Origin of the sequence: Pseudoxanthomonas putridarboris (genome assembly GCF_038321125.1) — a bacterium.
GTDB classification, from domain to species: Bacteria; Pseudomonadota; Gammaproteobacteria; order Xanthomonadales; family Xanthomonadaceae; genus Pseudoxanthomonas_A; species Pseudoxanthomonas_A putridarboris.
The window spans coordinates 746,758-771,693 of record NZ_JBBWWT010000002.1 but is presented as its reverse complement, the minus strand read 5'-3'; the positions used below and the strand labels follow the sequence as shown (position 1 = coordinate 771,693).

Here is a 24,936-nt window from a genome sequence, read left to right as displayed (position 1 = left end):
ATCCGTGACTACGTCCATTTCTACAACCACCAGCGGTTGCATTCGGCGCTGGGGTATCGTTCACCCGTCGAGTTCGAACAGTGTTGCTAGAACAGGGGTGTCTACTTTTTCGTAGGAACTGCCACCCTCTTCGCGGGTCGGCTTAACTCAAGCGTTAGGTCTTTTCTGGAGACATCCATGCTGATTGATTGTCCGCATTGCCAATCTAGAGTGAATGGAACAGTCAAGGGCGAGAGCAAAGTTCACGACGATGGCGGTTACGGGATCAAGCAGGTCTTGATCGAGTGTCCAGCCTGTGAGGCGTCACTACTTGGCTCGTCCGAGCAATATCCCTCCGATTACGACGGAAATGACGGGCGCTACATCTACTCTTGGTCCGCATTGAAACGCCTTTGGCCAGAGCCAGAAGATGGGCCGGATTGGGAGATACCAGAAATAGCAAGCGTCTCACTCGATGAAGCAAAACGATGTTTTAGAGCGCAGTGTTACAGCGCAGCGGCCGTCATGTGTGGGCGAGCAATCGAGGGCGTATGCAAGCACCACAAAGCTAGCGCCAGAAATCTTGCTGACGGACTAAAGCACTTGAAGACGGCAGGAATCATCGATACTCGCCTCTATGAGTGGGGTGAGGCCCTGCGCAAGCACCGAAATCTAGGCGCCCATGCCTCAACCGAGCGAGTGACTAAAGAAGACGCGCAGGATCTCGTCGATTTTGCTTTTGCTATCTGTGACTATGTCTTTGTGCTGAACGCAAAGTTTGAGAAGTTTAAGAAACGCCAGTCAAAGACCTAACAATTCATTCAAGCCGACGCCGCTTCGCGGCGCGGCTTAATTCAGCAACTGTCTTGTAGATCCTGCCTTTCAGGCCGCGATCACACCCTCTGCACGTAGCTCATCACGACGTCTTGCGTTGACAATGCCCAGCAGCTTGCGCATGCACGCCACCAAGGCCACCTTGCCCAGCTTGCCGTGGGCCCGCAGGTGCTGGTAATGCGCTTTCATGGTGGGGTCCCAGCGCACCGCCGACAGCGTGGCCATGTACAGCGCCACCCGCACCGGTGCCCGACCGCCGCGGATGCGCCGCTTGCCTTGGCCTTGTCCGCTGTCGCGGTTCATAGGCGCCACGCCCACCAGTTTGGCGATCTTCCGTCGGCTCAGCTGCCCCAGTTCCGGCAACAGCGCCAACATGCTCGTCCGGCTCAATCGAGCTGTCGCCGGATCGAATCGGAATGCCGCCATCCGCACGCGACGATACCTGCGCAACTCAATCGTCTTGCCTACAACATTTCTCGATTGAGATAGGTCGCTTTCTCGAATTCCGCGACGTTAGTGGCGATTCGATGAATGGCCGGAAACATGTCAGCCAGTTCGCCGACGATCCTCCTCGAGAGATCTGCGCGCTGCTCGATGGTTCGTCCCTGCATGATGTACGAGAACACGTGGATGAAGTCTTCCTTCCCCCCGCCGACGGTGTAGACCAGGAAAGGATTGACCCGGACCTTGATGTCAGACTCCTCGAACAACCCCGTGGAGTTCACGGCGTGATGCAGTCGTGCAAGGACCTCTTCCTCACTGCGCTGTCGCAGTATTCCCTGCGAGCAATCAACCACAAAGTGCGGCATGCTGTCTCTCGTATCCTGATCTTGGGAAAGGATGATTTACGTCGTGCTACGACTCAATCGAGTCGTCGCCAGACCGAAATCGGGATGCTGCCGTCCGTCCGTGGCGGTACCCGGTAACTCAGCTCCTTGTCTTCCAGCTTGTACTGACGCCGTTGCAGGGTGCCTTCCCAATTGGGGAAGGATGAGCCCTCGATCGAAAAGACGAGCCGTCCCGCCTTTTCATCGATCATGACCGTGCCGTAATGGGTGCTGCTGCCCATCACCGCGGAATTGAATTCATCAGTGCTGCCGTCAGCCTTGCTGTCGGTGGCGAAACGCAGGCGCTCGGATTTGAATATCTGCAACGAGTATCGGCCCTGGGCGTCGACGATCAGTCTGCCCTTGGGCTGCTCGCCATAGTCTCGTACCAGTGCGCCACCAGGCAGGATCTTGTCCGCGGCCACCAGGGTCCAGGTACCGTGCAGCGGGAATTCATGGGCCGGTTCAGGCATGTCGCGCGTGGCCAGCCCGGCCAGCATCGCGAGCATCGCACCGGTCAGGCTTTTCATCGCAGGCTCCTTTGGGAACGGGGAATAGAGTCCAGTCTAGATCTCTTGCACGATCAGTAAAATGTATCTATAGATATATCTATCATTTCCAATCCGAATCTTCCCGAATGAAGGCGATGGATGTCGATGCGGTCAAGGCCTTCGTGCTGGCCGCCGACCTGCAAAGCTTCACCCGCGCCGCCGACGTACTGGGAACCACCCAGTCTGCGGTCAGCCTCAAGCTGCGCCGGCTGGAAGACCAACTGGGCCGGCGCCTGCTGGAGCGCACGCCTCGGCATGTGCGCCTGTCCGCCGAAGGGCTGGCATTTCTCGGGGCAGCGCGCGAACTGGTTTCGACCCATGACCGTGCGCTCGCCGCGTTCGAGGTCGAGCGGCGCCGGTTGGCGATCGGCATCAGTCATTTGCTGGTCGGCGGCGAATTGCCGTCGTTGTTGCGGCGGATGCGGGACCACGATCCGGGCTTGCTGGTCGAGATGCGCGTCGCCGGCACGCACGAGCTGATGCAGGCCTACGAACAGGGTGAACTCGATGCGGTGCTGGCGCTGCGTCCGGAGGACGGCCGCAAGCAGGGCAAGGCCGCTTTCGTCGAGACTTTTTCCTGGTTCGCAGCCGTTGGCTGGGAGCCCCATGCCAACCGACCCCTGCCGTTGGCAACGCAGGGCGAGTCGTGTCGCATCAGAGCGGTGGCGATTCGTGCGCTCGACAAGGCCGGAATCGAATGGAGTGAAGTTTTCGTCGGCAAAGGTGCCGCGATCCTCGGCGCCGCTGCGGCCGGGGGATTGGCCGTGGCTGTGTTGGCGCAACGCGCCGCGCCATCCGGCACGGTCGATATTGGCGAAAGCCTGTCCTTGCCGCCGATCCCCCCGCAGGATGTGATGCTCTACACCGCACTCAGTGACCGTCGATCACGTGAAGCGCTTCGTGTGCTCACGCTGGCATTCCGGTGAGCGAACGTCAAAGCCATCGGGATGGGGCCAATGGGTAACGGAGAAGCGGGATGAGGTCAACTTTCCCGGATACGCGCGTAAGGGACAAGGCCATGCAGTCCATCAACGCGCCAGAGTTCGTCCATGAGTTCGCCAAGCCAGGATCATCTAGCATGGGGCCTGACAATTCATTCAAGCCGAGCCCGCCTTGCAGCGCGGCCCAGCTCAGGCGTTAGGCGCCACACACACGCACTTCACATGCCATCTCTCGGGCTGCCACCTTCGATCTGCGAATGGTCTGGGTCGCAACGTTGGATAGCGTGGTGCAAGGCCCCATAGCCTGGCCCTGAAATAATCCAGGTCGAATGCCCCCTTGACACATTTCGATGATTAGCTAATCATCGCATCATGAGTCAAGTGTTCAGAGCCCTCTCCGATCCCACCCGCCGGCGGGTGCTGCAGCTCCTGCGTCGAGGGCCGATGAGCGCGGGCGAGCTGAGCGACCAGTTCAACGTCTCCAAGCCGACGATGTCTGCGCACTTCACAGTGCTGAAGGATGCCGACTTGGTGCACACTGAAAAGGCCGGCAAGTCCGTGATCTATCACCTGAAGCTCTCGGTGCTCGAAGAGGCGCTGCTGGGCTTCGTCCATTCCTTCGGCGTGGGTGCGGAGGCGCCGAAGCCCCGGAACAAGAAGGAGAGTGCACGATGAACAAAGAACTGATCCCATGGCTCGCTTGGGCCGTCGGCATCCTCGTCGTGGCGCTCGGCGCGCGCTACGCGCGCGAGCTGGGTTACATCGATAGCGAGACGACCACACGGGTGGTGATCGGCCTCAATGGACTCATGATCGCCTGGATGGGCAATCGGATGCCCAAAGCCATCGCCCCAAACGCCTGGATCGGGCAGGTCAAGCGGCTTGGAGGCTGGTCCATGGTGCTGAGCGGGCTTGTCTATGCGGGACTATGGGCGTTCGCCCCGATTCCGGTAGCGAAAGTGGTCGGCTCTGCCGCAGTCGTCGCCGGAATCGCGGTGACGCTCGGCTATTGCCTGTCGCTGCGGGCCAAAGCGAAAGCCGCCTGACAACTCATCCAAACCGAACGGGCTTCGCTCGTCGGCTTAATCGAGATGTCAGGCCCATCCGATGGCATCACCGTCCTTGCCGGCATAAGATCGCACCAGAACAGGATGCAATGAACCCGCCCTCTCGATGGAGGCCCCATGAAAACGATGTTCGCTGCGTTACTGACTGCGGTCGCGCTCCAGGCCGCACCAGCGTTCGCCGGATCGCCGACCGTGTCGCCCCTGTTGGGCCGCTGGGCAATCGATGTCGCGGAACTGCCGATGCCACCGGGAGCGCGGCCGAGGAGCGTGACCCTCGAATTCCACGACGCCGGGGCCGGGAAATGGTCGACGCAGGTCGAAATCATCGACCAGAACGGCGACAGGATGCACGCAGAAGCGACGCTGCCCCTCGACGGCACGCCTGGGCCGACCACCGGCAATTACTGGGCGGACGTTTCCGCCGTGAAGATGCCTGCCCCGAACGTGCTGGTGATGCAGTTGGTTGATCACGGCACTCCTGCATCCACGCGTATTTATTCCGTGACCGGGGACGGCAGGAGGTTGACCGAAACCAAGGCCTTCTTCGGCAAGGACGGCAGCCCGATCCTACAGACCACCCTCTTCACCCGCCTGCCTTGATCCTTTCCAGCCTGCCAGCCCACTTCTCCATTTTCGGGCGTCGCAGTGGTGCACCTGGTTTGCCGACCCGCGATGCCTAGCCATTCATTCGAGCCGATGCCGCTTCACGGCGCGACTTGGTTCAGGCACTAAGTTCCAAGAGAAATCCCTATGAGATATGCAGAGAAAGTTATCGGCTACCTGATCTCTGCATTGGGCCTCGGCATCGTGATCTTCGGCTTGCTCGGGCTGCTTGACCCGCTAGGCGCACAAATAACCAATGATTCAGATCCATTCGGTGTACCGCCTTCCGCTACTCAGCTTTTGCTCCATGTCGCTCTTGGCATAGCGGTGCTGGTCGCCGGCATTTGGCTTGCCGTCCGGAATCGCCGGATGTAGCTTGGTCCCAACAATCCATTCAAGCCTATACCGCCTCGCGGCGCGGCTTTAATCAGTCGTTTGACATCAAATCCAGACACATTTTCGAATCCGCCAACAGAGGACATTCATGAGGATAGGCAACAAGCGGGTGGGACGCGGCACCATGGTTTTCACGCTTGCATGTGCGATGGCGTCTGCTGCGGCGCAGGAAGCTCCCGCGGTGGGCAGTGCCGCGACGGCCGGCGCCGTCGTCCAGACCGGTGACGTCGATCTTTTCTATCGCGTCTACGACAAGGCGGATGGACGCCCAACCGCGGAACAGCTTCAGCGCGACTATCTCGACCAGGGCTCGGAAGGACTGCACCTGTTCGCGCGGCTGCGCAACATCTCCGGCCAGCGGATCGCCGATACCTTGACGACGAATCCGTCCCTGTACGCCGACGCCAAGCGCTGCCTGGCCGTCCTCCCACGGGCACGGGAGCGGCTGGAGACCGCGCTTCGCACGCTGGGAAGTTCGTATGCGGACGCGCGCTTCCCACCCGTCACCATCGCCATCGGCCGCGGCAAGCCGGTGGCCGTGGGTGCGCCCGACACCGGCATCCAGGTCGGACTCGAGGCGCTGTGCGCGACCGACTGGCTCAACCCGGACGTCGAGGACCGCATCGTCTATGTGCTCGCCCACGAGTACGTCCACGTGCAGCAAGTGGAAGCGCATGCGATCAGCGAAAAGGAAGCGCCTACGGTGCTCGAGATCTCCCTGATCGAAGGCATCGCCGAGTTCGTCGGCGAACTCATCGCCGGCCAGGTCGCCTATTCCCGCAATGCGGCCGCCGCCGCCGGGCGCGAACTGGAGATCGAAACCCGCTTCGCCGCCGACGTGGACAAGACCGATCTGTCCGACTGGGCATACAATGCGACACCGGATACCCCGGGCGACCTCGGCTACTGGGTGGGCTACCGGATCGCCAAGGCTTACTACCGCAATGCGCCCGACAAGCGCCAGGCCTTGCGCGAGATCCTGGAGATGGACGACGCGGAAGACTTCCTGGCAAAGAGCGGCTGGTACCCGGGGATCGAACTCGAATAGGACGAGGCGCCACCATGTCCGTCTCACCCGGAGCAGGCACGCATGCTCGTCGGACCTGGCGTCAACCCTTCACTCAAGCCGAATCCGCTACGCGTGCCGGCCTGATTCAGGCGTAGACGGCGGCGCAAGCCGCCCCGCAATTGGAACCTGCCATGGAATCGAAATTCCCGACCGCCCAGGAGTATTCGTCCCAGCGGGCGCGCTATCCGGCGATGACCGTCGTCGACATCCGCTCCGAGCAAGTCGCCGTCACCGATGCCTACAAGAATCAGGTGCTGTTCGACATCAACAAGGAGTGCGTTCGCCTTTCCGTATTCGAGGGAGAGTATCGCTGGCATCATCACCCGGACTCCGACGAACTCTTCCTTGTCGTGGCGGGCGAACTCCAGATCGATTTCGAGGATGGCACGCAGGCAACGCTTACGGAATGGCAAAGCATCGTCATACCGGCGGGCACCGTGCACCGTACGCGGGCGGTAGGTCGCACGGTCAACATCACCTATGAAAAGCAGGGCGCGCAAACGGTTTTCGTGGAAGCCCGGCCAGATGCCCCACCCCAGCCGTAGCCGTTTCGCGACTCGGCTCAACTCGGGCGCTGCCCTGCGCAGAGTTTATCGAGAGAGGTCCTGATGCTGTCCTGGCTACGAAAATTCGCGATGCGGGCCCCTCGACTTGAAGATCCGACCTTCGGGACGCTCACGTACATGGGCGGCTATTGGGAAGGCGCAGGCCAGTTCCCGCCCACAAAGGATGCGGTCGAGTATTTCGTGACCGCGGACGAGCATGGCCCCACGGACGCGAACCGGGATGCCTTCCGGTTCATCTGCGCCCATTACCCGGAGTTGGAGATAGGCGCAAGGGCCGCCATTTCCGCTGCAATCGACGATGCGGCAGCGGGAAACGCGCTGTTCATCTCAAGCCTGGATGTTCCGGCGGGGGACATGGGTTCGACCACGTGGGAGATCAGCTTTTCCGATGCAGCGGGCGCCCTGTTCTCCGTGGAGTTCAGAGGACTTGAAGCAACGGGCAACGTGGAGGTGTCGCGTTGAACGTTTCGGCCCGGGTACCATCCCAGCAAGGCCAACGCCTCCCAACATCTATACCTGATCCGCCGCCAACTCGCGCAGCCTGCCCTCGTGCAGTTCCAGTACGCGGTCCAGGCGTCGCGCCAGGCGGCGGTCGTGCGTCACCAGCACCAGGCTGGTCTTCTGCGCGCGGTTGAGGTCCAGCATCAGTTCGAACACCGTGGCGGCGGTCTTCTCGTCGAGGTTGCCGGTGGGTTCGTCGCCGAGCACGCAGGCGGGCTGGTTGACCAGCGCGCGCGCGACGGCGGCACGCTGGCGTTCGCCACCGGACAATTCGCCCGGCTTGTGGCCGATGCGATGGCCCAGGCCCACGGATTCCAGCAGGGTCCTTGCCTTGGCCGATGCGGAACCGGCATCGGCCCCGCCCAGCATCACCGGCATCATGACGTTCTCCAGCGCGGTGAACTCGGGCAGCAGGTGGTGGAACTGGTAGACGAAGCCCAGCGCGCGATTGCGCAACTGCCCGCGAGCCGCATCCGACAGCGCGGACATCTTCTGCCCGGCGACATAGACTTCGCCCGCCGTGGGCGTATCCAGCCCGCCCAACAGGTGCAGCAGCGTGCTCTTGCCTGCACCGGACGCACCGACGATGGCGACCGTCTCGCCCGGCTGCACGTTGAGTTCCAGGCCGTCGAACACCGGCGTGCGCAGCTTGCCTTCCGCGTAGGTCTTGCCCAGTGCCTCGGCGTGGATGACGGCGGTCAGCATCTCGCTGCTCATGGCCTCGTCCTGCTTACTCATAGCGCAGCGCCTCCGCCGGTTGCGTGCGCGCGGCACGCCAGGCCGGGTACAGCGTGGCCAGGAAGCTCATCGCCAGCGCCACCGCGGCGATCAGCACGACTTCGCTGGCGCTCAGCTCGTAGGGAAGTCCGGTGATGTAGTACACGTCGGGGGGCAACAGGGTCACCTTGAACACCGCCTCGATGGCCGCGAGGATGTATTCCAGGTTGATGGTCAGCAGGATGCCGCCCACCACGCCCAGCACGGTGCCCATCACGCCGATCAGCACGCCCTGCACCATGAAGACCTGCATCACCCCGCGCGGCGTCAGGCCCAGCGTGCGCAGGATGGCGATGTCGGCCTGTTTGTCGGTGACCAGCATCACCTGCGAGTTCACCAGCGAGAACGCGCCCATCAGGATGATGAAGGACAGCAGGATGCCCATCACCGTCTTCTCCATCTTCAGCGAGTGGTACAGGTTGGCGTTCTCGCTGGTCCAGTCGCTGATGCGGTACGGACCCTGCAGGCGCATGGCCAGGTCGCGCGCCACGTCCCAGGCCTGGTACATGTCGTGCAGCTTCAAGCGCACGCCGGTGACCCCCTCGCCCATCCGCAGCACGCGCTGCAGGTCGCCCATGTGGACGAGGGCCAGGTTGCGGTCCACGTCGTTGTGACCGACGGAGAAGATGCCGGTGACGGTGAAGCGCTTGATCTTGGGCATCGCGCCCATCGGGGTGCCCTGGAAGTCGCCGGCGGTGACCACCACGCTGTCGCCCACCTGCACGCGCAACCAGGCGGCCAGTTCCTGGCCCAGCAGGATGTGGAACTCGCCGGGCTCCAGCGAATCCAGCGAGCCGGCCTTCATCTTGTCGCCAATGACCGACACCTTGGGTTCCTCGCCGGGCAACACGCCCGTGACCAGCGCACCCTGCGGGTCGGCGTTGCCGGTCAGCATGGCCTGGACATGGATGAAGGGCGCCGCCCCCACCACGCGCGGATCGTCCATCGCCACCTTCACCGCGTGCGGCCAGTCGGACATGGCTTCGCCCGCGCCCATCACGGTGGCATGCGCCGTGGCCTGCAGCAGGCGGTCGCGGATCTCGCGCTGGAAGCCGCTCATCACCGACAGCGTGGTGATCAGGATCATCACGCCCAATGCGATGCCGACCACCGATGCCAGCGAGATGAAGGAAATGAAACCGTTGCGGCGCTTGGCGCGGAGGTAGCGCAGGCCGATGGCGACAGGGATGGGTTTGAACATCAGGGCCTGGTAAGCGATAGGGAGCAGGCCGCGCCGGACCTGGGGACGTATGGAGCAAGGAAGAGCGAGGGAGTGTATGCCAACACACGACCGAGCGATGACGACGCGCCATGCGCCCTCGAGCCCGGCCCTCCGTGTTGTCCCGCAATGGCCGCCATCCGGCGCCGCACCGTTCGACCTTGCGGCCAGCAAGGCGCTGCACTGCGCGACACCACCTGACGGTCATTGCGGGACAACGCGGTCCACTCCCTATCGCTTACCAAGCCCGGCCTATGGTGCCATCCCCGCACTCCGGCGCGAAGCATCGGAGTCGCCCGCGGCCAGCCGCAGTTCACGCCGCGTCCGGGCCGGCAGCGTGTCCGGCCACCAGGCCAGCCGTTGCCAGGACCCCGCCGCGACTTCCCGCCACTTCACGAAGGCCAGTGGCCCGCGCCACGCCACGTGGACGGCTTCAACGGGCTTTCCATCGACCATGACCGCCCGGCCATCGCCGGGAAACCAGAGCTGACGGCGCGGCCTGCGGCCCTCGCGGCGGGCCAGCAACATGCCGTATCCGGCGGCCAGCGCGCCCGACGGCCATGCCGCGGGGCGTGGCATCTCCGAGGCCAGTACGGACAGGGCGGCAAGGCCACCGAGCAGGACAAGGGCCGCTTGCAGCAGCCGCGACGGCCGCCACTCAAGCCGGCAGCTGACGGATCCGTTCGACCAGCGATGCGAGCGCGACATCGGGACACTGCTCATAGCCCATGAACCAGCGCCAGAGCTTATCGTCCTCGCAGTCCAGCAGCCGTAGGAAAACGCCGCGCTGGGCCTCGGATTCCGTCGCCCAGCATTGCCTCAGGTAGCGGTCGAACAGTTGGTCCAGTTCGCGCATGCCCCGGCGGCAGCGCCAGCGGATGCGCTTGAGCCCGATTTCGTCGGCAGTCGGCTCGTTCATCAGGCCGACGCCATCGACCAGGCGATGCGCGCCCAGAACGCGATCAATACCAGCGCCGCCAGCAGATAGGCGACGAAGCGGGTCATGACGTGGTTGAAGCTGCACTGCACGGCGCTGTGCACGGCACGCAACAGCACGAACGCCCAGGCCATCGCCACCGTCACGGCATCGACGACGCCAAGCTGCGCAGCGAGCAACACGCCGGCGTAGAACAGCACCGGCAGCTCGAACAGATTGCGGAAGTTGTCCGAGGCACGGGTATCGGTGAGCTGCCGCGCCGAATCGGCCGAACCGGCCAGCGACTGCGCATGGATGCGCTTGCGCATCATTTCGCCGAGCCGCAGGTGGTACAGGCGGAACCAGACCACGAAGGTCAGCGCCGCCATCGCCACCGCGGGCCAGAGCATCGCCGTGGCGGACGAGGCGCCGGTCATCGCGTCAGGCGCGGCGCGCCATCATCAGCTTCTTGATCTCGGCGATGGCCAGCGCCGGGTTCAGGCCCTTCGGACAGGTACGGGCGCAGTTCATGATGGTGTGGCAGCGGTACAGCTTGAACGGGTCTTCCAGGTCGTCCAGGCGCGCGCCGGTGTCCTCGTCGCGCGAGTCCACGATCCAGCGGTAGGCCTGCAGCAGGATCGCCGGGCCGAGGTAGCGCTCGCCGTTCCACCAGTAGCTGGGGCAGCTGGTCGAGCAGCACGCGCACAGGATGCATTCGTACAGGCCGTCCAGCTTCTTGCGGTCTTCCGGCGACTGCAGGCGCTCGCGGTCCGGCGGCGCCGGGGTCTGCGTGCGGATCCACGGCTTGATCGACGCGTACTGCGCGTAGAAGTGGGTCAGGTCCGGCACCAGGTCCTTGACCACGTCCATGTGCGGCAGCGGGTAGATCGGCACTTCGGCCTTCTTGCAGTCGCTGATGGCGCGGGTACAGGCCAGGGTGTTGGTGCCGTCGATGTTCATAGCGCACGAGCCGCAGATGCCCTCGCGGCAGGAACGGCGGAACGTCAGCGTCGGATCGATCTCGTTCTTGATCTTGATCAGCGCGTCCAGGACCATCGGGCCGCACTTGTCGAGGTCGATCTCGTAGGTGTCGGTGCGCGGGTTCTGGTCGTCGTCCGGACTCCAGCGGTACACCTTGAAGGTACGCACGTTCTTCGCGTCCTGGGCGGGAAAATGCTTGCCCTTCCGGACGCGGGAATTCTTCGGTAGTGCGAATTCGGCCATCTGTCTGTCTCTCGCCCTGGCTTAGTAAACGCGCGGCTTGGGGGGTACCACGTCCACGTCCTTGCTGAGCGTGTACATGTGCACCGGACGGTAATCGAAGCTGCACCGGCCGTTGTCGTCGACGCTGACCAGCGTGTGCTTGTGCCAGTTGACGTCGTCGCGCTCGGGGAAGTCCTCGCGCGCGTGCGCGCCGCGGCTCTCGTGGCGCTGTTCGGCCGAGTTGATCGTGGCCACGGCGTTGAGCAGCAGGTTCTGCAGTTCGTAGGTCTCGATCAGGTCCGAGTTCCAGACCAGCGAGCGGTCGCTGACCTTGACGTCCTGGAAGGAATCGTAGATCTCGGCCATCTTGTCGCAGCCTTCCTTCAGCGTCTTGCTGGTGCGGAAGACGGCCGCGTCGGCCTGCATCGTGCGCTGCATCCTGTCGCGGATGACCGCCGTGGGCGTATCGCCGTTGGCGTTGCGCAGCTTGTCCAGGTTGGCCAGCGCCTTGTCGCAGGCGTCGCCGGCCAGCGTCTTGTGCGGCGAGCCGGTCTTGATGGTCTCGGCGCAGCGGTTGGCCACCGCGCGGCCGAACACCACCAGGTCCAGCAGCGAGTTGGAACCCAGGCGGTTGGCGCCGTGCACCGACACGCAGGCCGCTTCGCCGATGGCGTACAGGCCCGGCACGACGGCGTCGGGGTTGTCGCCGACCTTGCGCACCACTTCGCCGTGGTAGTTGGTCGGGATGCCGCCCATGTTGTAGTGCACGGTCGGGATGACCGGGATCGGCTGCCTGGTGACGTCCACGCCGGCGAAGATGTGGGCGCTCTCGGCGATGCCGGGCAGCTTCTCGTTGATGACTTCCGGACCCAGGTGGGTCAGGTCGAGCAGGATGTGGTCCTTGTGCTCGCCCACGCCGCGGCCTTCGCGGATCTCGATGGTCATCGAGCGCGACACCACGTCGCGCGAGGCCAGGTCCTTGTAGTGCGGCGCATAGCGCTCCATGAAGCGCTCGCCGTTGCTGTTGCGCAGGATGCCACCTTCGCCGCGCACGCCTTCGGTGATCAGGCAGCCGGCGCCGTAGATGCCGGTGGGATGGAACTGCACGAACTCCATGTCCTGCATCGGCAGGCCGGCGCGCATCACCAGGCCGCCGCCGTCGCCGGTGCAGGTATGGGCCGAGGTGGCGCTGAAGTAGGCACGGCCGTAGCCGCCGGTGGCCAGCACCACGCCGTGGGCGCGGAACAGGTGCAGCGAGCCCTCGGCCATGTCCAGCGCCAGCACGCCGCGGCAGACGCCTTCCTCGTCGAAGATCAGGTCCAGGGCGAAGTACTCGACCATGAAGCGCGCGTCGTGCGCCAGCGACTGCTGGTACAGCGTGTGCAGCATGGCGTGGCCGGTGCGGTCGGCGGCGGCGCAGGTGCGCTGCGCCGGCGGGCCTTCGCCGTAGCGCGTGGTCATGCCGCCGAACGGGCGCTGGTAGATCTTGCCTTCCTCGGTGCGCGAGAACGGCACGCCGTAGTGTTCCAGCTCGATGATGGCCGGGATCGCCTCGCGGCACATGTACTCGATGGCGTCCTGGTCGCCCAGCCAGTCCGAGCCCTTGATGGTGTCGTAGAAGTGGTAGCGCCAGTCGTCCTCGCCCATGTTGCCCAGCGCGGCGGAAATGCCGCCCTGCGCGGCCACGGTATGCGAGCGGGTCGGGAAGACCTTGGTCAGGCAGACCGTCTGCAGGCCCTTGGCGGCCAGGCCGAAGGTCGCGCGCAGGCCGGCGCCGCCGGCGCCCACCACGACCATGTCGTACTTGTGTTCGGTGATCTTGTAAGCGGACATTGACTCAATTCCCCAGCGCGATGCGGGCCACGGCGAAGACGCTCACGATGGCGCCCAGCACGGCGATGAACTTGACGGTGGTCTGCACCGCCAGGGCGAGCAGCGAGTTGTGCACGTAGTCTTCCAGCACGACCTGCAGGCCGAGCTGCGCATGCCAGAACATCGCGACCAGGAAGCCCACCAGCAGCACCGCGTTCCACGGCTTGGCCACCGCGGCGGTGGCGGTCGCGTAGTCGGCGCCGACCAGGCTGAGCACGAACACCAGGAACCAGATCGTCAGCGCGACCAGCGCGGTGGCGGTCAGGCGCTGGTGGACGAAATGCTCGGTGCCGGTCTTGGCCGAGCCCAGGCCGCGAGCGTTCTTGATGGGAGTACGGAAGTCGCTCACGCGCCACCTCCCAGCAGCACATACGCCCACACCAGGGCGGTGATGACCAGGCTGCCGATCACCGACAGCCAGCTGCTGCGCACGAAGGTGGCGATGCCGTAGCCGATGGCGAAGTCCTGCACGATGTGGCGGATGCCGTTGCACAGGTGGTAGGCGAAGGCCCAGGTCCAGCCGAACAGGAAGAGCTGGCCATACCAGGCGCCGGCAAGGGAGGTGAAGCAGTTCCATGCTTCCGGGCCCAGCATCAGCGTCAACAGTCCCGCGGTGATGATCAGTGCGCCAGCGGCCAGCACGACACCCGTACCGCGGTGGAGGATGGAGGTGACCATCTGGATCTGCCAACGGTAGACCTGCAGATGGGGGGAAAGCGGACGTTGTGGGGTCGCCATTCGCTGCGCTCGTTGTCTCGGCTGGGCGGTGCTTGCACCGCGTTGGCTCAACGCTGATCAGAAATCGATGCAGCGCCCGTTTTTTTCCCAATCCCCGTAACGTGTCGGCTCGAGGCCGCCGCGCCCGCCGATCTCCTTCTGCACGACCACCTCGGCGTCCTGTTGCCCAGTGGGCAAAGGTTCGCCTGCGGGCGGCTGTGTTCCGGGATCGGTATCGGGGATCGGTGGAGTTTGACCTATCATGGCGGTCTCGCAACGCACAAAATTTTAATCCCCGCCCCCGTGGCTGACAACCTTTCCCGTACCACTGTGTCCGGATTCGCCCTCGCCGACCATGCCGTCATCGCGCTGGAAGGCCCGGAGGCCGTGGCTTTCGCCCATGCGCAGTTCGCCAACGACGTGACCGGTCTACCGACCGGCCAGTGGCAATGGAATGCGTGGCTGACGCCCAAAGGCCGCGTGATTGCGCTGTTCTTGCTGGCCAGGGTCGCCGACGATCAGCTCAAGCTGGTATTGCCCGATTACCCGGCGGACGCGTTCGCCACTGCATTGCAGCGCTATGTCTTTCGACGAAAGTTGAAGATCGCGGTGGCGGACGGCTCGCGGGCGATCGGCGCATTCGCCCCACCCGCCCAGGCGCGTGCCGCGCGGATCGGCGTGTCCGGAGAAGGGCTCGAACTGGACCTGGGTGGCGACGGCGGGCCACGCACGCTGTGGCTTTCGTCGTCAGCGGAAGCGTCTCCCGATCCGGCCCGGCAACAGGCATGGCTCGACTTCGACCTGCGCCACGGTGTACCGCGCCTGCCCGCCTCTCAACGCGAGCAGTGGACGCCGCAACAACTGTCGCTGGACCGCCTGCAGGCTTTCAGCGTCAAGAAAGGCTGCTACCCGGGCCAGGAGATCGTGGCCCGCACCCACTTCCTCGGGAAAGCCAAGCGCGGCCTGATGCTGTTTGCCGCCACGGGAGAGATCCCGGAAGGTGTCATGGTACGCAGTGCCGAGAATGACGTGGGCGAAGTGGTGGCCTGTTCCCGGCATGGAGATGAGTGCCTGCTGCTGGCCGTAGTGCCGCTGGAACACGATGGCGAGGGTCTGACCGCCAACGGACTACCGCTGCGCCGGCAACCGCTGGCGGGCGGCCTGCAACGCTGACGCACCGGCGCTTCCTCCGGCGCCGCGATTGATCCATGTCAATGACGCCGCCCGTGCGATGCCTAGACTGCGGAGAGTCCCGGTGGAGCGCTGCAGATGCACCATGACGTCGTGATTGTCGGCGCCGGTCCGGTGGGCCTGTGCCTGGCGCGTGCCTTCGGCGACCTGTCGCTGAGGGTGGCGCTGGTGGAGAGACAGCCGCGCGCGGCGATCATGGCGCCGGCCTTCGATGGCCGCGAGATCGCACTGACCCATGCCTCGATGCGCCTGCTGCGCGACCTGGGCATCTGGAAGCATCTACCCCCTGCCGAGCTGTCGCCGCTGCGCGCCGCCCGGGTGATGGACGGCGAATCCCCTCATGCCGTGCAGGTGGACGCGGCGCTGGCCGGCAAGTCCCGACTGGGGATGCTGGTGCCCAACCACCGCATCCGCGAAGCGGCATGGCAAGCCGTCCGCGACATGCTGCACCTGGACCTGTTCGACGATGCGCGCGTGCAGTCCGTGCACACCACCGACGCCAGCGCCTGCCTGGTCCTTGGGGATGGCATGCGCCTGCAGGCCCCGCTGCTGATCGCGGCGGACAGCCGGTTTTCCGAGACGCGCCGCGCGATGGGGATCGGCGCCGACCAGCACGACTTCGGCAAGAGCATGCTGGTCTGCCGCATGCGCCACGAACGCCCGAACGAAGGCACCGCCTGGGAGTGGTTTGGCCACGGGCAGACCCTCGCGCTGCTGCCGCTGCAGGCGCACCTGTCCTCGACGGTGGTGACGTTGCCCGATGGCGAGGCACGGCATCTGCTGCGATTGCCGGTGGACGAATTCGCGGACGAGATGGAGCGGCGCTTCCACCACCGGCTGGGCGCCATGCAACTGGAGAGCAGCCGCCACGTCTATCCGCTGGTGGCCGTGTATGCGCGGCGCTTCGTGGGCCGGCGCTTCGCCCTGGCCGGCGACGCGGCCGTGGGCATGCATCCGGTGACCGCGCATGGCTTCAATCTGGGCCTGGCCAGCGTGGAGCGGCTGGCCGACCTGGCACGCGACGCGCTGGCGCGGCATGGCGACCTGGGCGCACCACGCCTGCTGGCCCGCTACGAGCGCCGGCACAGGCAGGGCACGCGGCCTTTGTACCTGGCCACCCGCGCCATCGTCGACCTGTATACGAACGATCATGCCCCTGCCCGCCTTCTTCGCGAAAACGTGTTGAGGATGGGCAGTCGCCTGCTGCCCTTTCGCCGCGCCATGGCGGCGGCATTGGTGGACGAAAGCCCGGCGGATGTGCCCGCCTGGCGACGGCTGCGCGATGGACTGGCGCACCTGCGGCCGGGCTGAAGCGCACCCGCGCTTGATTCAGCCCAGCCAGGCCTCGAAACGATCGAGGAACAGCAGCAGCCGCTTGTGCAGGCGTTCGTCCGCGACCTCGCCATCGGCATCGATCTGCCCCTCGCGGAACTGCACCGCGATCTCCGGCTGCGGCAACACCGCCACGTCCACCGCCGCCAGTACGTTGCGCAGGTGCTGTTGCGACGACACCGTGCCATGGGCGCCCGGCGACGTGCCGATGATCGCGCCGCGCTTGCCGGCGAACGAATTGCTGCCGCCCGGCCGCGTGCCGATGTCGATGGCGTTCTTCAGCACGCCGGGGATGGAACGGTTGTATTCCGGCGTGACGAACAGCAGCGCGTCGCACTCTTCGACCTGCTGCTTGAAACGCAGGCCGGCGGCGGGGAAGTCCGCATCGTCGTCCTGGTCGTACAACGGCAGGTCGCCGATGTCGATGAACCCGAACGCGAACCGGTCGCCCGCCAGCTTGGCCACCGCGTTCGCCAACTGACGATTGAACGAGCCCTGGCGCAGGCTGCCGACGATGATGCCGATGCGGGGGATGGTCATGGCCGCTCCTCTGGATGTGCCGGCATTGTAGAGCGGAGCTTGCCCCGCTGCCGCGCGTTCCGGATTCCGCAGGATGCCGCGTCCTGTGGGAGTGCTTCAGCCCGCGCCACGATAGCCCTGCCATTCGCATGACGATCAACGCGCCGCAGCGCGCCCGCGTGATGAACGGCCAGGTTCCGAGCAGGCCTCGCCGGGAATCCGGTCGCGGCCGAAGCCGCTCCTGCCCCCTCGCTCCCTTGTAGGAGCGCCCCATGGGCGCGATGCCCTTCTCTGCAAAGAGCATCGCGGGCATGGCCCGCTCCTACAATCGCGCCCCACGAAAGAAGCCTTGTGCCGATGCCTTCACAGCCCGACCGCTCATGGCCCCGCATCACGCCAGCCGGTCGGCCGCCGCCACGATGTCCTCGTCGCCCGGCAGCACCAGGAACGCCGCGCCGGCCAGCGGCGTGTAGGTATCGGCCCCCACCACGCGCTGGAACGGTCGCGCGCGGTAACCCGCTTCCGCGATGGCGGTGATGACGCCCTCGCCCACGCCGGCCGAATGGCGGCCCTCGTCGACGATCAGGATGCGCTTGGCGGTCTTCGCCTGTTCGGCGATGAAGGTCTCGTTGAGCGGCACCAGCCAGCGCAGGTCGACCACGCGCACCTTCCAGCCATGCTTCTTCCCGATGCTGCGCGCGGCGCGCAGGCTCATCGGCACACCGTTGCCGTAGGTGAAGATCACCAGGTCGTCGGCCTTGTCGTCGTACACGCGGCCTTCGCCCAAAGGCATCGCCTCGTCCTGTGCGGGATACGGGAACAGCCACTGGCCATCGCCGGCCTCGTACAGATCCTTGGCCATGTACAGCGCGATCGGCTCGAGGAACACGGTGACGCGCCCGTCCACCTTCGCCAGCGCGGTCAGCGTGCGCAGCATGGTGGCCGCATCGTCGCCGCGCGACGCGCAGCCGACCACCAGGCCGGGGATGTCGCGCAGCGCGGCGATCGAATTGTCGTTGTGGAAGTGCCCACCGAAGCCGCGCTGGTAGCCCAGCCCGGCGATGCGCACCACCATCGGGTTGCGGTACTGGTCGTTGCTGAAGAACTGCAGGCTGGCCGCCTCGCCCCGGATCTGGTCGCAGGCGTTGTGGAAGTACGCCAGGTACTGGATCTCCGGCAGCGGCAACATGCCCAGGTTGGCGTAGCCCTGCGCCAGGCCCAGGATCATCGTCTCGTCCAGCAGCGTGTTGAACACGCGGCTGCCCTTGAAGGTCCTGTGCAGTCCCTTGGTGACGGTATAGACGCCGCCCTTCTGCGCCACGTCCTCGCCGAACAGCAGCGCCTCGGGGTACTTGCAGAACAGGTCGTGCAGCGCGTTGTTGATCTGGATGGCCAGGTGGCGCGGCGGTTGCTTTTCCGGCAACTTGTCCTCGCTGCCGAACGCGGCCACGCGCCTGTCGGGCGGCGCGGGACGCGCGGCTTCCTTCGCCACCGCATCCGGCGTGTACGGCGCCAGCGGCGCCATCACCTCTTCCAGCGTGGCGATGCGCGGCCGGCGGTCGGCATCCTCGGCGGCGGCGAAGCAGCGCTTGCGTGTGCTTTCGTACAGCGCCAGCAGGTCGTCCTTCGACATCAGGCCGGATTCCAGCGCGATGGCCGCGCTGCGCAGCAGCGGATCGGTCGCCTCCACCGCGCACAGTTCCTCGATGGAACGCCACTCGATCTCGAAGTCGGTGCCGGCGTGGCCCATGATGCGGGTGGTGCGCAGGTGCAGGAACGTCGGGCGACGCGTGCGGCGGCAGTGTTCCACCGCCGCCTGCGCCTGGCCGTAGCCGTTGGCCAGGTCCAGGCCGTCGGCGTGGAAGTAATCCAGGTCGGCGCGGTCGCGGAAGTTGCGGCCGATCCAGCCGTCCGGGGTCTTCACCGAAATGCCGATGCCGTTGTCCTCGCAGACGAACAGCACCGGCGCCGGCAGCTTCTGGTAAGCCGTCCACGCCGCCGCGTTGAACGCGGTCTGCGCGGTGGCGTGGTTGCTGGAGGCATCGCCGAACGAGCAGATGGCGATGCTGTCCTCCGGGATCGGCAGCGCGTGGCCGATGCGGCGCGCCTGCTCGATCGCCACCGCCGTGCCCAGCGCCTTGGGCAGGTGCGAGGCGATGGTGGAAGTCTGCGGCAGCACCCACAATGGTTTGCTGCCCCACACCTTGTGGCGGCCGCCGGAGGCCGGATCCTCTGCGCTGGCGGCGAACGACAGCGCCGAATCCATCACCGGATCCATGCCCGGCAGCTTGCGGAAGCGCTCGGCCATGAAACCGCCGCTGCGGTAATGCAGGAAGGCCGGATCGGTATGCCGCGTCAGCCGCGCCACCATCGCGTTGCCTTCGTGGCCGGAACTGCCGATGGTGTAGAAGACCTTGTTCTGCACGCGCAGCACGCGCGCCATCAGGTCGAGGTGGCGCGAGATCAGTTGTGATTCCAGCAGCTCGGCGAAGCTGCGCGCGTCCAGCGCGCTGCCGGGCAGGATCGCATCGCCCGCCGATGGCTTCGCGCCTGGCTGGCCGTTCCACTCCTTCACGAACTCGATGAAGTTCTGGTCGCAGATCTCGGCGCGGTTGAGGCCCTTCATGCGGGCGGGAATCGGTTTGGACGTCATGATGGTCTTGGCGGACTCAGGAAGTGGCCAGGCGTGCGGCGACTTCATCGCTCACGGCCGGCATGGGAATGAAACCGGGTGTCGCGCGGACGCGCGCCAGCCAGTCGGTGATCCGGGGCAATTTCCGCAACTCGAATCCGCCATCGCCCGCGCAATGGGTATAGGCGAACAGGGCGATGTCGGCCACGCCATAGGCATCGCCGGTGAACCAGTCGGCGGATTGCAGGTGCTTCTCCATCACCGCCAACGCCTGCCCGCCCCGTTCGACCAATCGCGGCAGGTCCGCGCGGCGCGGCGAATCCGGCGGCGTCCAGCCGCGGATGAAGCGCGCCACCGCGATGTAGGGCTCGTGGCTGTACTGCTCGAAGAACAGCCAGCTCAGCACCTGCGCGCGTTGCCAGGCATCGGCGGGAAGGAACGGAGTACCCTCGGCCAGCCAGCACAGGATGGCGTTGGACTCGACCAGGATGCGGCCATCGGCGCGTTCCAGCATCGGCACTTTGCCGTTGGGATTCTTGGCCAGGTATTCCGGCGTGCGCGTGGCGCCGTTGGCGCTGTCCACTTCCACCCACTGGTAGGGGCGGCCCAACTGCTCGAGCAGCAGGCGCACCTTGTGGCAGTTGCCGGAGGTGGACATGCCATGCACGGTGACGGCGTCAGGCGACATGGGGTGCATCCTTGGTGAAGTGGTCCAGCATGACGGCCTTGGCCAGGTCCTTGTCGCGACCGAACAGATGCAGGATGCGCCGCTGTTCGTCCAGCGTCGGCATGGGCACTTCCGTTCCCGCGATGCGGACGTGCGTGGCCGCCGCAACCCGCACCGGCCGCCAGCCCGCCCCCGTCATGACCTCCAGTCCGCCCATCGCCTCCAAGGGCATGGGCAAGTGGATGAAGCACGCGAAACGGGAGCGGAAGCGCGCCTCGTCCCGAGGCGTGTAGCCGGCATCCAGATGCCGCGACCATGTGGCGCGCAGCGCGTCGGCATCGCGCACGCTGCACAGCACGTCGATGTCGTGCGGCACGACGCCAGGCACACCGGAGAGCGCCATCGCCGCACTGCCGATGATCCACCAGGGCTCGTGGAACGTATCCACGATGACCGGCAACGCGGTCCGCAACGCATCGTGCAGCGTGCCGGTGGGAGTCACGGCGCGGCCGCCTTGCGTGCCCGCCATTGCGCGCGCGTCTGGCCCCAGATCTCCACGGGCTTGCCATGATGCGGCTCGGGCAGTTCGCCCATGCGCAGGAAGGTGGAGCCCAGCTTGTCCGCGACGGCCTTGGAGTTGGTGTTTTCCGGAGCGATCGTATGGATGACCTCGTCCCAGCCCAGGTGGTCGAAGGCCCAGTCGATGCTGGCAGCCGCCGCCTCCGGCGCGTAGCCGCGCCCCCACGCCTCGCGGGCGATGCTCCAGCCGACTTCGGTGCCCGGCCATTCTTCCGGTTGCCACGGTCCCACCCGGCCGACCCAGCGGCCGGTCGCCTTCTCGATCACCGAGAACATCGCGAAACCCTGCAGGTGCCAACTGCCCAGCATCGCCGCCAGGCTGCGCCACGCCGGCGAACGCGCCTGCGTGCCGCCGATGTGGCGGGTGGCTTCCTCGTCGGCGACGAACGCCGCCCACGGCTCGTAGTCGGCACGCGTGGGCAGGCGCAGGATCAGGCGCGGGGTTTCGATTTGGAGATCGGAAAGGCTCATCTGTATCGCGTCATTCCACTACGGGAAGTCAGTCGCCATGAAGGACGGAACGCTACGTGCCCTCTTCCCTCCGTCCTTCGGCGCATGCCTACTTGCGTGCCCTCATCCGGCGCTACGCGCTACCCCGCATCGGATACGGGACAAACCCTTCTCCCACACGCGGGAGAGGGGAAACCCTCAGAACGCGTTGATGCCGGTCAGCTCGCGGCCGATCACCAGTTGGTGCACGGTCTCCGTGCCTTCGTAGGTGATCACCGACTCCAGGTTCAGCGCGTGTCGGATCGCGGCGTGCTCGGTGGTGATGCCCGCGCCGCCCAGCAGGTCGCGGCACTCGCGCGCGATGTCGATGGCCATGCGGCAGTTGTTCCACTTCGCCAGCGAGACCTGCGACGGCTGCATGGTGCCGGCATCCTTCAGGCGACCCAGTTGCAGCGACAGGAGTTGCGCCATGGTGATGCGACGGGCCATCTCGGCCAGCTTGATCTGCGCGCTCTGCGTGGCCGCCACCGGGCGGTCGAACAGGATGCGTTCCTTGGAATAGTTCAGCGCCTCGTCCAGACAGGCGATGGCCGCGCCGATCGGGCCCCAGGTGATGCCGTAGCGGGCCTGGGTCAGGCAGCCCAGCGGGCCTTTCAGGCCCTTGACGTTGGGCAGGCGGCTGCTGTCGGGCAGGCGCACGTTGTCGAAGAACAGCGCGCTGGTCACCGAGGCGCGCAGGCTCATCTTGTGCTTGATCACCTGGGCGGTGAATCCGGGCGTGCCCTTCTCGATCAGGAAACCCTGGATGCCGTCGTCGGTCTGCGCCCATACGATGGCGATGTCGGCCAGGTTGCCGTTGGTGATCCACATCTTGGAGCCGTTGATCACCCAGTCGTCGCCGTCGCGGCGCGCGCTGGTCTTCATGTTGGCCGGATCGGAGCCGCCGTGCGGTTCGGTCAGGCCGAAGCAGCCGATGACCTTGCCCGCGGCCATATCCGGCAGCCAGCGCTGGCGCTGTTCCTCGCTGCCGTAGGCGTAGATGGGGTACATGCACAGCGAGGACTGCACGCTGACGAAGCTGCGGATGCCGCTGTCTCCGCGCTCCAGTTCCTGGCAGATCAGGCCGTAGCTGACCGCGTTGAGGCCGGCGCAGTCGTACTTTTCCGGCAGCGAGGAGCCCAGCAGGCCCATCTCGGCGATTTCCGGCACCAGTTCCCCGGGAAACCGGCCCTGGTCGAAGGCGTCGCCGATGATCGGGCGCACGCGCTCGTCGGTGAACCGGGCCACCGCGTCCTGCACGGCGCGCTCTTCTTCAGTCAGCAGGGAACGGACATCGAACAGGTCGTACGGGTTCAGGGCCATTGCGGGTCAACCGATTTGCGGGTAATCGACCCATTGTATTCGGAGCGCCTCGGCCCCGGTAAGCGCCAGTCCGTAAAGCAAAGGCCGGCGAAATGCCGACCTTTGCTGGGTGCTACGTGGAAATGCAGGCCCCCCGGCGACCGGGGCGCTTCGGTCAACCCTTGTCGGGCGTATCCGCGCTGGCGGTCTGCGTCACCACCTTGCCATCGATCACCGGCAGGCGTTCGCCCGGCTTCTCTTCCATGCGGATGGTCTTTTCCTGGCCATCGAAACGATAGGTCACGTCGTAGCCGATCACCTTGTCGGTGGTGCCCAGGGCGATGCGGGTGCCCGGCTTGCTGCCCATGCGCATGGTGCCGGTGGTGCCATCCGGGTTGCGGTAGGTCACGTTGTAGCCGGTGACGCGCGAGGATTCGGAACGGGCGTTCTCGGTGTGGCACTGGCGCTCGGTGCGGGAGACGACCTTGCCGCCCACGTGGCGCTTGTCCACCTGGTTGCCGATGGCGCCGCCGGCCACCGCGCCGGCCACCGTCGCGGCCTTGCGGCCGCTGCCCTTGCCGACCTGGTTGCCCAGCACGCCGCCGATCACGGCGCCGGCCACGGTGCCGCCGACGTTGCCGTCGCGTTCGGGCAGGCGTTCTTCCACCACCACGTCCTCGCAGACTTCGCGCGGGGTGGTCGTGGTGGTGGTCTCGCGCACCGGCTCGGTGCCGATCACGGTGGCGTAGAGTTTCTCGGAACTGGTGACCGGATCGGCCTTCAGCACCTCGGCGTACTGCAGGGTGCTGGCCGGGATCAGGTTGTCGGTCGCCGCCGCATCGTCCGCGACCAGCGAACTCTCCGTCGTCGGCGCCGTGATGGCGGTATCGGCCGCCGGGCTCTTGTCGCCACCCTTGAGGAACGCAGCCGTGGCCACACCGCCCACCAACAGCGCGCCAACGGCGACCAGAATCGTAGTGGTATTGCTCTTCATCGCTGCCTCCAAGTCGGGCCGTCCCCGATTCGTAACGATCATCATTGCACCACTACCAACCTGAACCAAGTACCTGCTCCGGTGGGTGGAAAACAACGGAAAATGAACGCTTCCACGAGGCCGTGGACATGCTAGCGTGACGGCCGTCAACACTGTCGAGCACGCCGTCATGCCGAACCCGATCCTGCTGCCGATCCTCAACTGGGCGCAGAAGCTGCGTTACCCCACCCTGTTCAAGATCACGGCCGCCCTGTTCCTGCTGAGCGTGGTCATCCCCGACCCGATTCCCTTCGTGGAAGAGATCCTGTTCGGCCTGGGCACCCTGCTGCTGGCCAACTGGAAGCGTCGCAAGACCGACGATACGGTGATCGAGCAGACCGATCCCCACCGGTGATGCGCGATGCTGGTCGACAGCCATTGCCACCTGGATGCCCCCGAACTGGATCATGACCGCGACGCGGTGATCGCGCGCGCGCGCGCGGCCGGCGTCGGCCGGCAGATCGTGCCGGCCGTGGACGCGGCAGGCTGGGCGAAACTGCGGGACGTGTGCGCGGTGGACGACGGGCTGTTCCCCGCCTACGGGCTGCATCCGATGTACCTGTCATCGCACCGGCCGCCGCACCTGGACGAACTGCGCGACTGGATCGTGCGCGAGCGGCCGGTGGCGGTGGGCGAATGCGGGCTGGATTACTTCGTCGAGGGACTGGATGCCGAACAGCAGCAGTTCTATTTCGACGGGCAACTGCGGCTGGCGCGCGAGTTCGACCTGCCGGTGATCGTGCACGCGCGCCGCGCGGTCGATGCGGTGATCGCCTCGTTCAAGCGCATCGGTGGGCTGCGTGGCGTGGTGCACAGCTTTTCCGGCAGCGCGGAGCAGGCGCGGCAGCTCTGGCAACTCGGTTTCATGATCGGGTTGGGCGGCCCGGTGACCTACGAACGTGCCAACCGGCTGCGTGGGCTGGTGGCGACGATGCCGCTGGACTGCCTGCTGCTGGAAACCGATGCGCCGGACCAGCCCGACAGCGGGATCCGCGGGCAACGCAACGAGCCGGCGCGGCTGGCCGTGGTGCGCGATGCCATCGCCGGACTGCGTGGCGAGCCGCCCGAAGCGATCGCCCAGGCCACCACCCGCAACGCCGAACGGTTGTTCGGCTTGCCGCCCCCGTAGGCGCGACCTTGGGCGCGATGCCCTC

33 protein-coding genes and 1 pseudogene are annotated in these 24,936 nt (G+C 65.7%); 14 read left to right on the top strand and 20 right to left on the bottom strand.

The features are described from left to right. Both AAD027_RS19040 and AAD027_RS07495 read left to right on the top strand, forming a co-directional pair. Positions 1 to 90: an IS3 family transposase gene (locus AAD027_RS19040; protein ID WP_425605415.1), complete on the top strand. Its 90-nt coding sequence runs from the start codon at positions 1 to 3 to the stop codon at positions 88 to 90. 87 nt (positions 91 to 177) lie between these two features. Further along, positions 178 to 792 (top strand): DUF4145 domain-containing protein, encoded by a 615-nt coding sequence (locus AAD027_RS07495; RefSeq protein WP_341725383.1) that lies wholly within the window; start codon positions 178 to 180, stop codon positions 790 to 792. A 69-nt stretch (positions 793 to 861) separates the two neighbouring features. Here AAD027_RS07495 and AAD027_RS07490 read toward each other — a convergent pair. The 3 genes and pseudogenes from AAD027_RS07490 to AAD027_RS07480 all read right to left on the bottom strand — a co-directional run. Further along, positions 862 to 1,182, bottom strand: a pseudogene (locus AAD027_RS07490) (transposase); the annotation flags it as partial. Positions 1,183 to 1,277: 95 nt separating this feature from the next. Further along, positions 1,278 to 1,622: a 5-carboxymethyl-2-hydroxymuconate Delta-isomerase gene (locus AAD027_RS07485; RefSeq protein WP_341725382.1), complete on the bottom strand. Its 345-nt coding sequence runs from the start codon at positions 1,620 to 1,622 to the stop codon at positions 1,278 to 1,280. A 53-nt stretch (positions 1,623 to 1,675) separates the two neighbouring features. Beyond that, positions 1,676 to 2,170: a lipocalin-like domain-containing protein gene (locus AAD027_RS07480; RefSeq protein ID WP_341725381.1), complete on the bottom strand. Its 495-nt coding sequence runs from the start codon at positions 2,168 to 2,170 to the stop codon at positions 1,676 to 1,678. Positions 2,171 to 2,277: 107 nt separating this feature from the next. Here AAD027_RS07480 and AAD027_RS07475 point away from each other — a divergent pair, with 107 nt between their 5' ends. From AAD027_RS07475 to AAD027_RS07440, 8 genes are all read left to right on the top strand, one after another. Next, complete coding sequence (locus tag AAD027_RS07475; protein ID WP_341725380.1) at positions 2,278 to 3,117, top strand: LysR family transcriptional regulator; 840 nt, start codon at positions 2,278 to 2,280, stop codon at positions 3,115 to 3,117. A gap of 387 nt (positions 3,118 to 3,504) precedes the next feature. Then, the gene (locus tag AAD027_RS07470; RefSeq protein ID WP_341725379.1) at positions 3,505 to 3,807 is read left to right on the top strand and encodes an autorepressor SdpR family transcription factor; all 303 of its coding nucleotides are present in this window, start codon (positions 3,505 to 3,507) and stop codon (positions 3,805 to 3,807) included. Further along, on the top strand, positions 3,804 to 4,178 hold the full coding sequence (locus AAD027_RS07465) for an SdpI family protein (RefSeq protein WP_341725378.1): 375 nt from the start codon (positions 3,804 to 3,806) through the stop codon (positions 4,176 to 4,178). The genes AAD027_RS07470 and AAD027_RS07465 overlap by 4 nt, the downstream gene beginning before the upstream one ends. Positions 4,179 to 4,316: 138 nt before the next feature. After that, positions 4,317 to 4,799 (top strand): LuxR family transcriptional regulator, encoded by a 483-nt coding sequence (locus AAD027_RS07460; protein WP_341725377.1) that lies wholly within the window; start codon positions 4,317 to 4,319, stop codon positions 4,797 to 4,799. 150 nt (positions 4,800 to 4,949) lie between these two features. Then, entirely contained in the window at positions 4,950 to 5,177 is a 228-nt protein-coding gene (locus tag AAD027_RS07455; protein WP_341725376.1) for a hypothetical protein, read from the top strand. 130 nt (positions 5,178 to 5,307) lie between these two features. Beyond that, positions 5,308 to 6,246, top strand: coding sequence for a gliding motility protein GldB-related protein (locus tag AAD027_RS07450; protein WP_341725375.1), 939 nt, complete (start codon positions 5,308 to 5,310; stop codon positions 6,244 to 6,246). Positions 6,247 to 6,398: 152 nt separating this feature from the next. Continuing rightward, the gene (locus AAD027_RS07445; protein WP_341725374.1) at positions 6,399 to 6,812 is read left to right on the top strand and encodes a cupin domain-containing protein; all 414 of its coding nucleotides are present in this window, start codon (positions 6,399 to 6,401) and stop codon (positions 6,810 to 6,812) included. Between the two features lie 63 nt (positions 6,813 to 6,875). Further along, the gene (locus AAD027_RS07440; protein WP_341725373.1) at positions 6,876 to 7,295 is read left to right on the top strand and encodes a hypothetical protein; all 420 of its coding nucleotides are present in this window, start codon (positions 6,876 to 6,878) and stop codon (positions 7,293 to 7,295) included. 48 nt (positions 7,296 to 7,343) lie between these two features. On the opposite strand, the gene lolD is transcribed toward AAD027_RS07440, so the two are convergent. The 10 genes from lolD to AAD027_RS07390 all read right to left on the bottom strand — a co-directional run bounded on the left by lolD (position 7,344) and on the right by AAD027_RS07390 (position 14,302). Continuing rightward, on the bottom strand, positions 7,344 to 8,072 hold the full coding sequence (lolD, locus tag AAD027_RS07435; protein WP_341725372.1) for a lipoprotein-releasing ABC transporter ATP-binding protein LolD: 729 nt from the start codon (positions 8,070 to 8,072) through the stop codon (positions 7,344 to 7,346). Continuing rightward, the gene (locus AAD027_RS07430; RefSeq protein ID WP_341725371.1) at positions 8,065 to 9,312 is read right to left on the bottom strand and encodes a lipoprotein-releasing ABC transporter permease subunit; all 1,248 of its coding nucleotides are present in this window, start codon (positions 9,310 to 9,312) and stop codon (positions 8,065 to 8,067) included. Before AAD027_RS07430 ends, lolD begins: the two co-directional genes overlap by 8 nt. Before the next feature lie 270 nt (positions 9,313 to 9,582). Next, positions 9,583 to 10,038, bottom strand: a complete 456-nt coding sequence (locus tag AAD027_RS07425) for a hypothetical protein (RefSeq protein WP_341725370.1) — start codon at positions 10,036 to 10,038, stop codon at positions 9,583 to 9,585. Next, entirely contained in the window at positions 9,989 to 10,249 is a 261-nt protein-coding gene (locus AAD027_RS07420) for an FAD assembly factor SdhE (protein WP_341725369.1), read from the bottom strand. Before AAD027_RS07420 ends, AAD027_RS07425 begins: the two co-directional genes overlap by 50 nt. After that, the gene (locus AAD027_RS07415; RefSeq protein WP_341725368.1) at positions 10,249 to 10,683 is read right to left on the bottom strand and encodes an MAPEG family protein; all 435 of its coding nucleotides are present in this window, start codon (positions 10,681 to 10,683) and stop codon (positions 10,249 to 10,251) included. Before AAD027_RS07415 ends, AAD027_RS07420 begins: the two co-directional genes overlap by 1 nt. Before the next feature lie 4 nt (positions 10,684 to 10,687). Next, a complete protein-coding gene (locus AAD027_RS07410) occupies positions 10,688 to 11,470 on the bottom strand; it encodes a succinate dehydrogenase iron-sulfur subunit (RefSeq protein WP_341725367.1) in 783 nt (260 codons plus the stop codon). 21 nt (positions 11,471 to 11,491) lie between these two features. After that, positions 11,492 to 13,282: a succinate dehydrogenase flavoprotein subunit gene (gene sdhA / locus AAD027_RS07405; RefSeq protein ID WP_341725366.1), complete on the bottom strand. Its 1,791-nt coding sequence runs from the start codon at positions 13,280 to 13,282 to the stop codon at positions 11,492 to 11,494. A 4-nt stretch (positions 13,283 to 13,286) separates the two neighbouring features. Further along, the gene (gene sdhD / locus AAD027_RS07400) at positions 13,287 to 13,670 is read right to left on the bottom strand and encodes a succinate dehydrogenase, hydrophobic membrane anchor protein (RefSeq protein ID WP_341725365.1); all 384 of its coding nucleotides are present in this window, start codon (positions 13,668 to 13,670) and stop codon (positions 13,287 to 13,289) included. Next, positions 13,667 to 14,059, bottom strand: coding sequence for a succinate dehydrogenase, cytochrome b556 subunit (sdhC, locus tag AAD027_RS07395; protein ID WP_341725364.1), 393 nt, complete (start codon positions 14,057 to 14,059; stop codon positions 13,667 to 13,669). The genes sdhD and sdhC overlap by 4 nt, the downstream gene beginning before the upstream one ends. Before the next feature lie 57 nt (positions 14,060 to 14,116). Continuing rightward, positions 14,117 to 14,302: a DUF1674 domain-containing protein gene (locus AAD027_RS07390; RefSeq protein WP_341725363.1), complete on the bottom strand. Its 186-nt coding sequence runs from the start codon at positions 14,300 to 14,302 to the stop codon at positions 14,117 to 14,119. Between the two features lie 39 nt (positions 14,303 to 14,341). On the opposite strand from AAD027_RS07390, the gene ygfZ reads away from it, so the two are divergent. Both ygfZ and ubiM read left to right on the top strand, forming a co-directional pair. Next, a complete protein-coding gene (gene ygfZ / locus AAD027_RS07385) occupies positions 14,342 to 15,211 on the top strand; it encodes a CAF17-like 4Fe-4S cluster assembly/insertion protein YgfZ (RefSeq protein WP_425605414.1) in 870 nt (289 codons plus the stop codon). Positions 15,212 to 15,307: 96 nt separating this feature from the next. After that, positions 15,308 to 16,540: a 5-demethoxyubiquinol-8 5-hydroxylase UbiM gene (ubiM, locus tag AAD027_RS07380; RefSeq protein ID WP_341725361.1), complete on the top strand. Its 1,233-nt coding sequence runs from the start codon at positions 15,308 to 15,310 to the stop codon at positions 16,538 to 16,540. Between the two features lie 18 nt (positions 16,541 to 16,558). On the opposite strand, the gene AAD027_RS07375 is transcribed toward ubiM, so the two are convergent. From AAD027_RS07375 to AAD027_RS07345, 7 genes are all read right to left on the bottom strand, one after another. Then, on the bottom strand, positions 16,559 to 17,101 hold the full coding sequence (locus AAD027_RS07375) for an NADPH-dependent FMN reductase (protein ID WP_341725360.1): 543 nt from the start codon (positions 17,099 to 17,101) through the stop codon (positions 16,559 to 16,561). 370 nt (positions 17,102 to 17,471) lie between these two features. Beyond that, complete coding sequence (locus tag AAD027_RS07370; RefSeq protein WP_341725359.1) at positions 17,472 to 19,733, bottom strand: thiamine pyrophosphate-dependent enzyme; 2,262 nt, start codon at positions 19,731 to 19,733, stop codon at positions 17,472 to 17,474. A 16-nt stretch (positions 19,734 to 19,749) separates the two neighbouring features. Then, positions 19,750 to 20,400: a glutathione S-transferase family protein gene (locus AAD027_RS07365; protein WP_341725358.1), complete on the bottom strand. Its 651-nt coding sequence runs from the start codon at positions 20,398 to 20,400 to the stop codon at positions 19,750 to 19,752. Next, on the bottom strand, positions 20,390 to 20,881 hold the full coding sequence (locus tag AAD027_RS07360; RefSeq protein WP_341725357.1) for a nucleotidyltransferase family protein: 492 nt from the start codon (positions 20,879 to 20,881) through the stop codon (positions 20,390 to 20,392). The genes AAD027_RS07365 and AAD027_RS07360 overlap by 11 nt, the downstream gene beginning before the upstream one ends. Then, positions 20,878 to 21,429, bottom strand: coding sequence for a GNAT family N-acetyltransferase (locus AAD027_RS07355; RefSeq protein ID WP_341725356.1), 552 nt, complete (start codon positions 21,427 to 21,429; stop codon positions 20,878 to 20,880). Before AAD027_RS07355 ends, AAD027_RS07360 begins: the two co-directional genes overlap by 4 nt. A 177-nt stretch (positions 21,430 to 21,606) precedes the next feature. Next, positions 21,607 to 22,770 carry an acyl-CoA dehydrogenase family protein gene (locus AAD027_RS07350; RefSeq protein ID WP_341725355.1) on the bottom strand — a complete coding sequence of 388 codons (1,164 nt, stop codon included), beginning with the start codon at positions 22,768 to 22,770 and terminating at the stop codon, positions 21,607 to 21,609. A gap of 154 nt (positions 22,771 to 22,924) precedes the next feature. After that, complete coding sequence (locus AAD027_RS07345; RefSeq protein ID WP_341725354.1) at positions 22,925 to 23,743, bottom strand: glycine zipper 2TM domain-containing protein; 819 nt, start codon at positions 23,741 to 23,743, stop codon at positions 22,925 to 22,927. A 169-nt stretch (positions 23,744 to 23,912) separates the two neighbouring features. Between AAD027_RS07345 and AAD027_RS07340 the strand changes: the two genes are divergently transcribed. Both AAD027_RS07340 and AAD027_RS07335 read left to right on the top strand, forming a co-directional pair. Next, positions 23,913 to 24,137: a DUF6116 family protein gene (locus AAD027_RS07340; RefSeq protein ID WP_341725353.1), complete on the top strand. Its 225-nt coding sequence runs from the start codon at positions 23,913 to 23,915 to the stop codon at positions 24,135 to 24,137. 6 nt (positions 24,138 to 24,143) lie between these two features. Continuing rightward, positions 24,144 to 24,911: a TatD family hydrolase gene (locus AAD027_RS07335; protein ID WP_341725352.1), complete on the top strand. Its 768-nt coding sequence runs from the start codon at positions 24,144 to 24,146 to the stop codon at positions 24,909 to 24,911. The last annotated feature ends 25 nt before the right edge of the window (positions 24,912 to 24,936 follow it).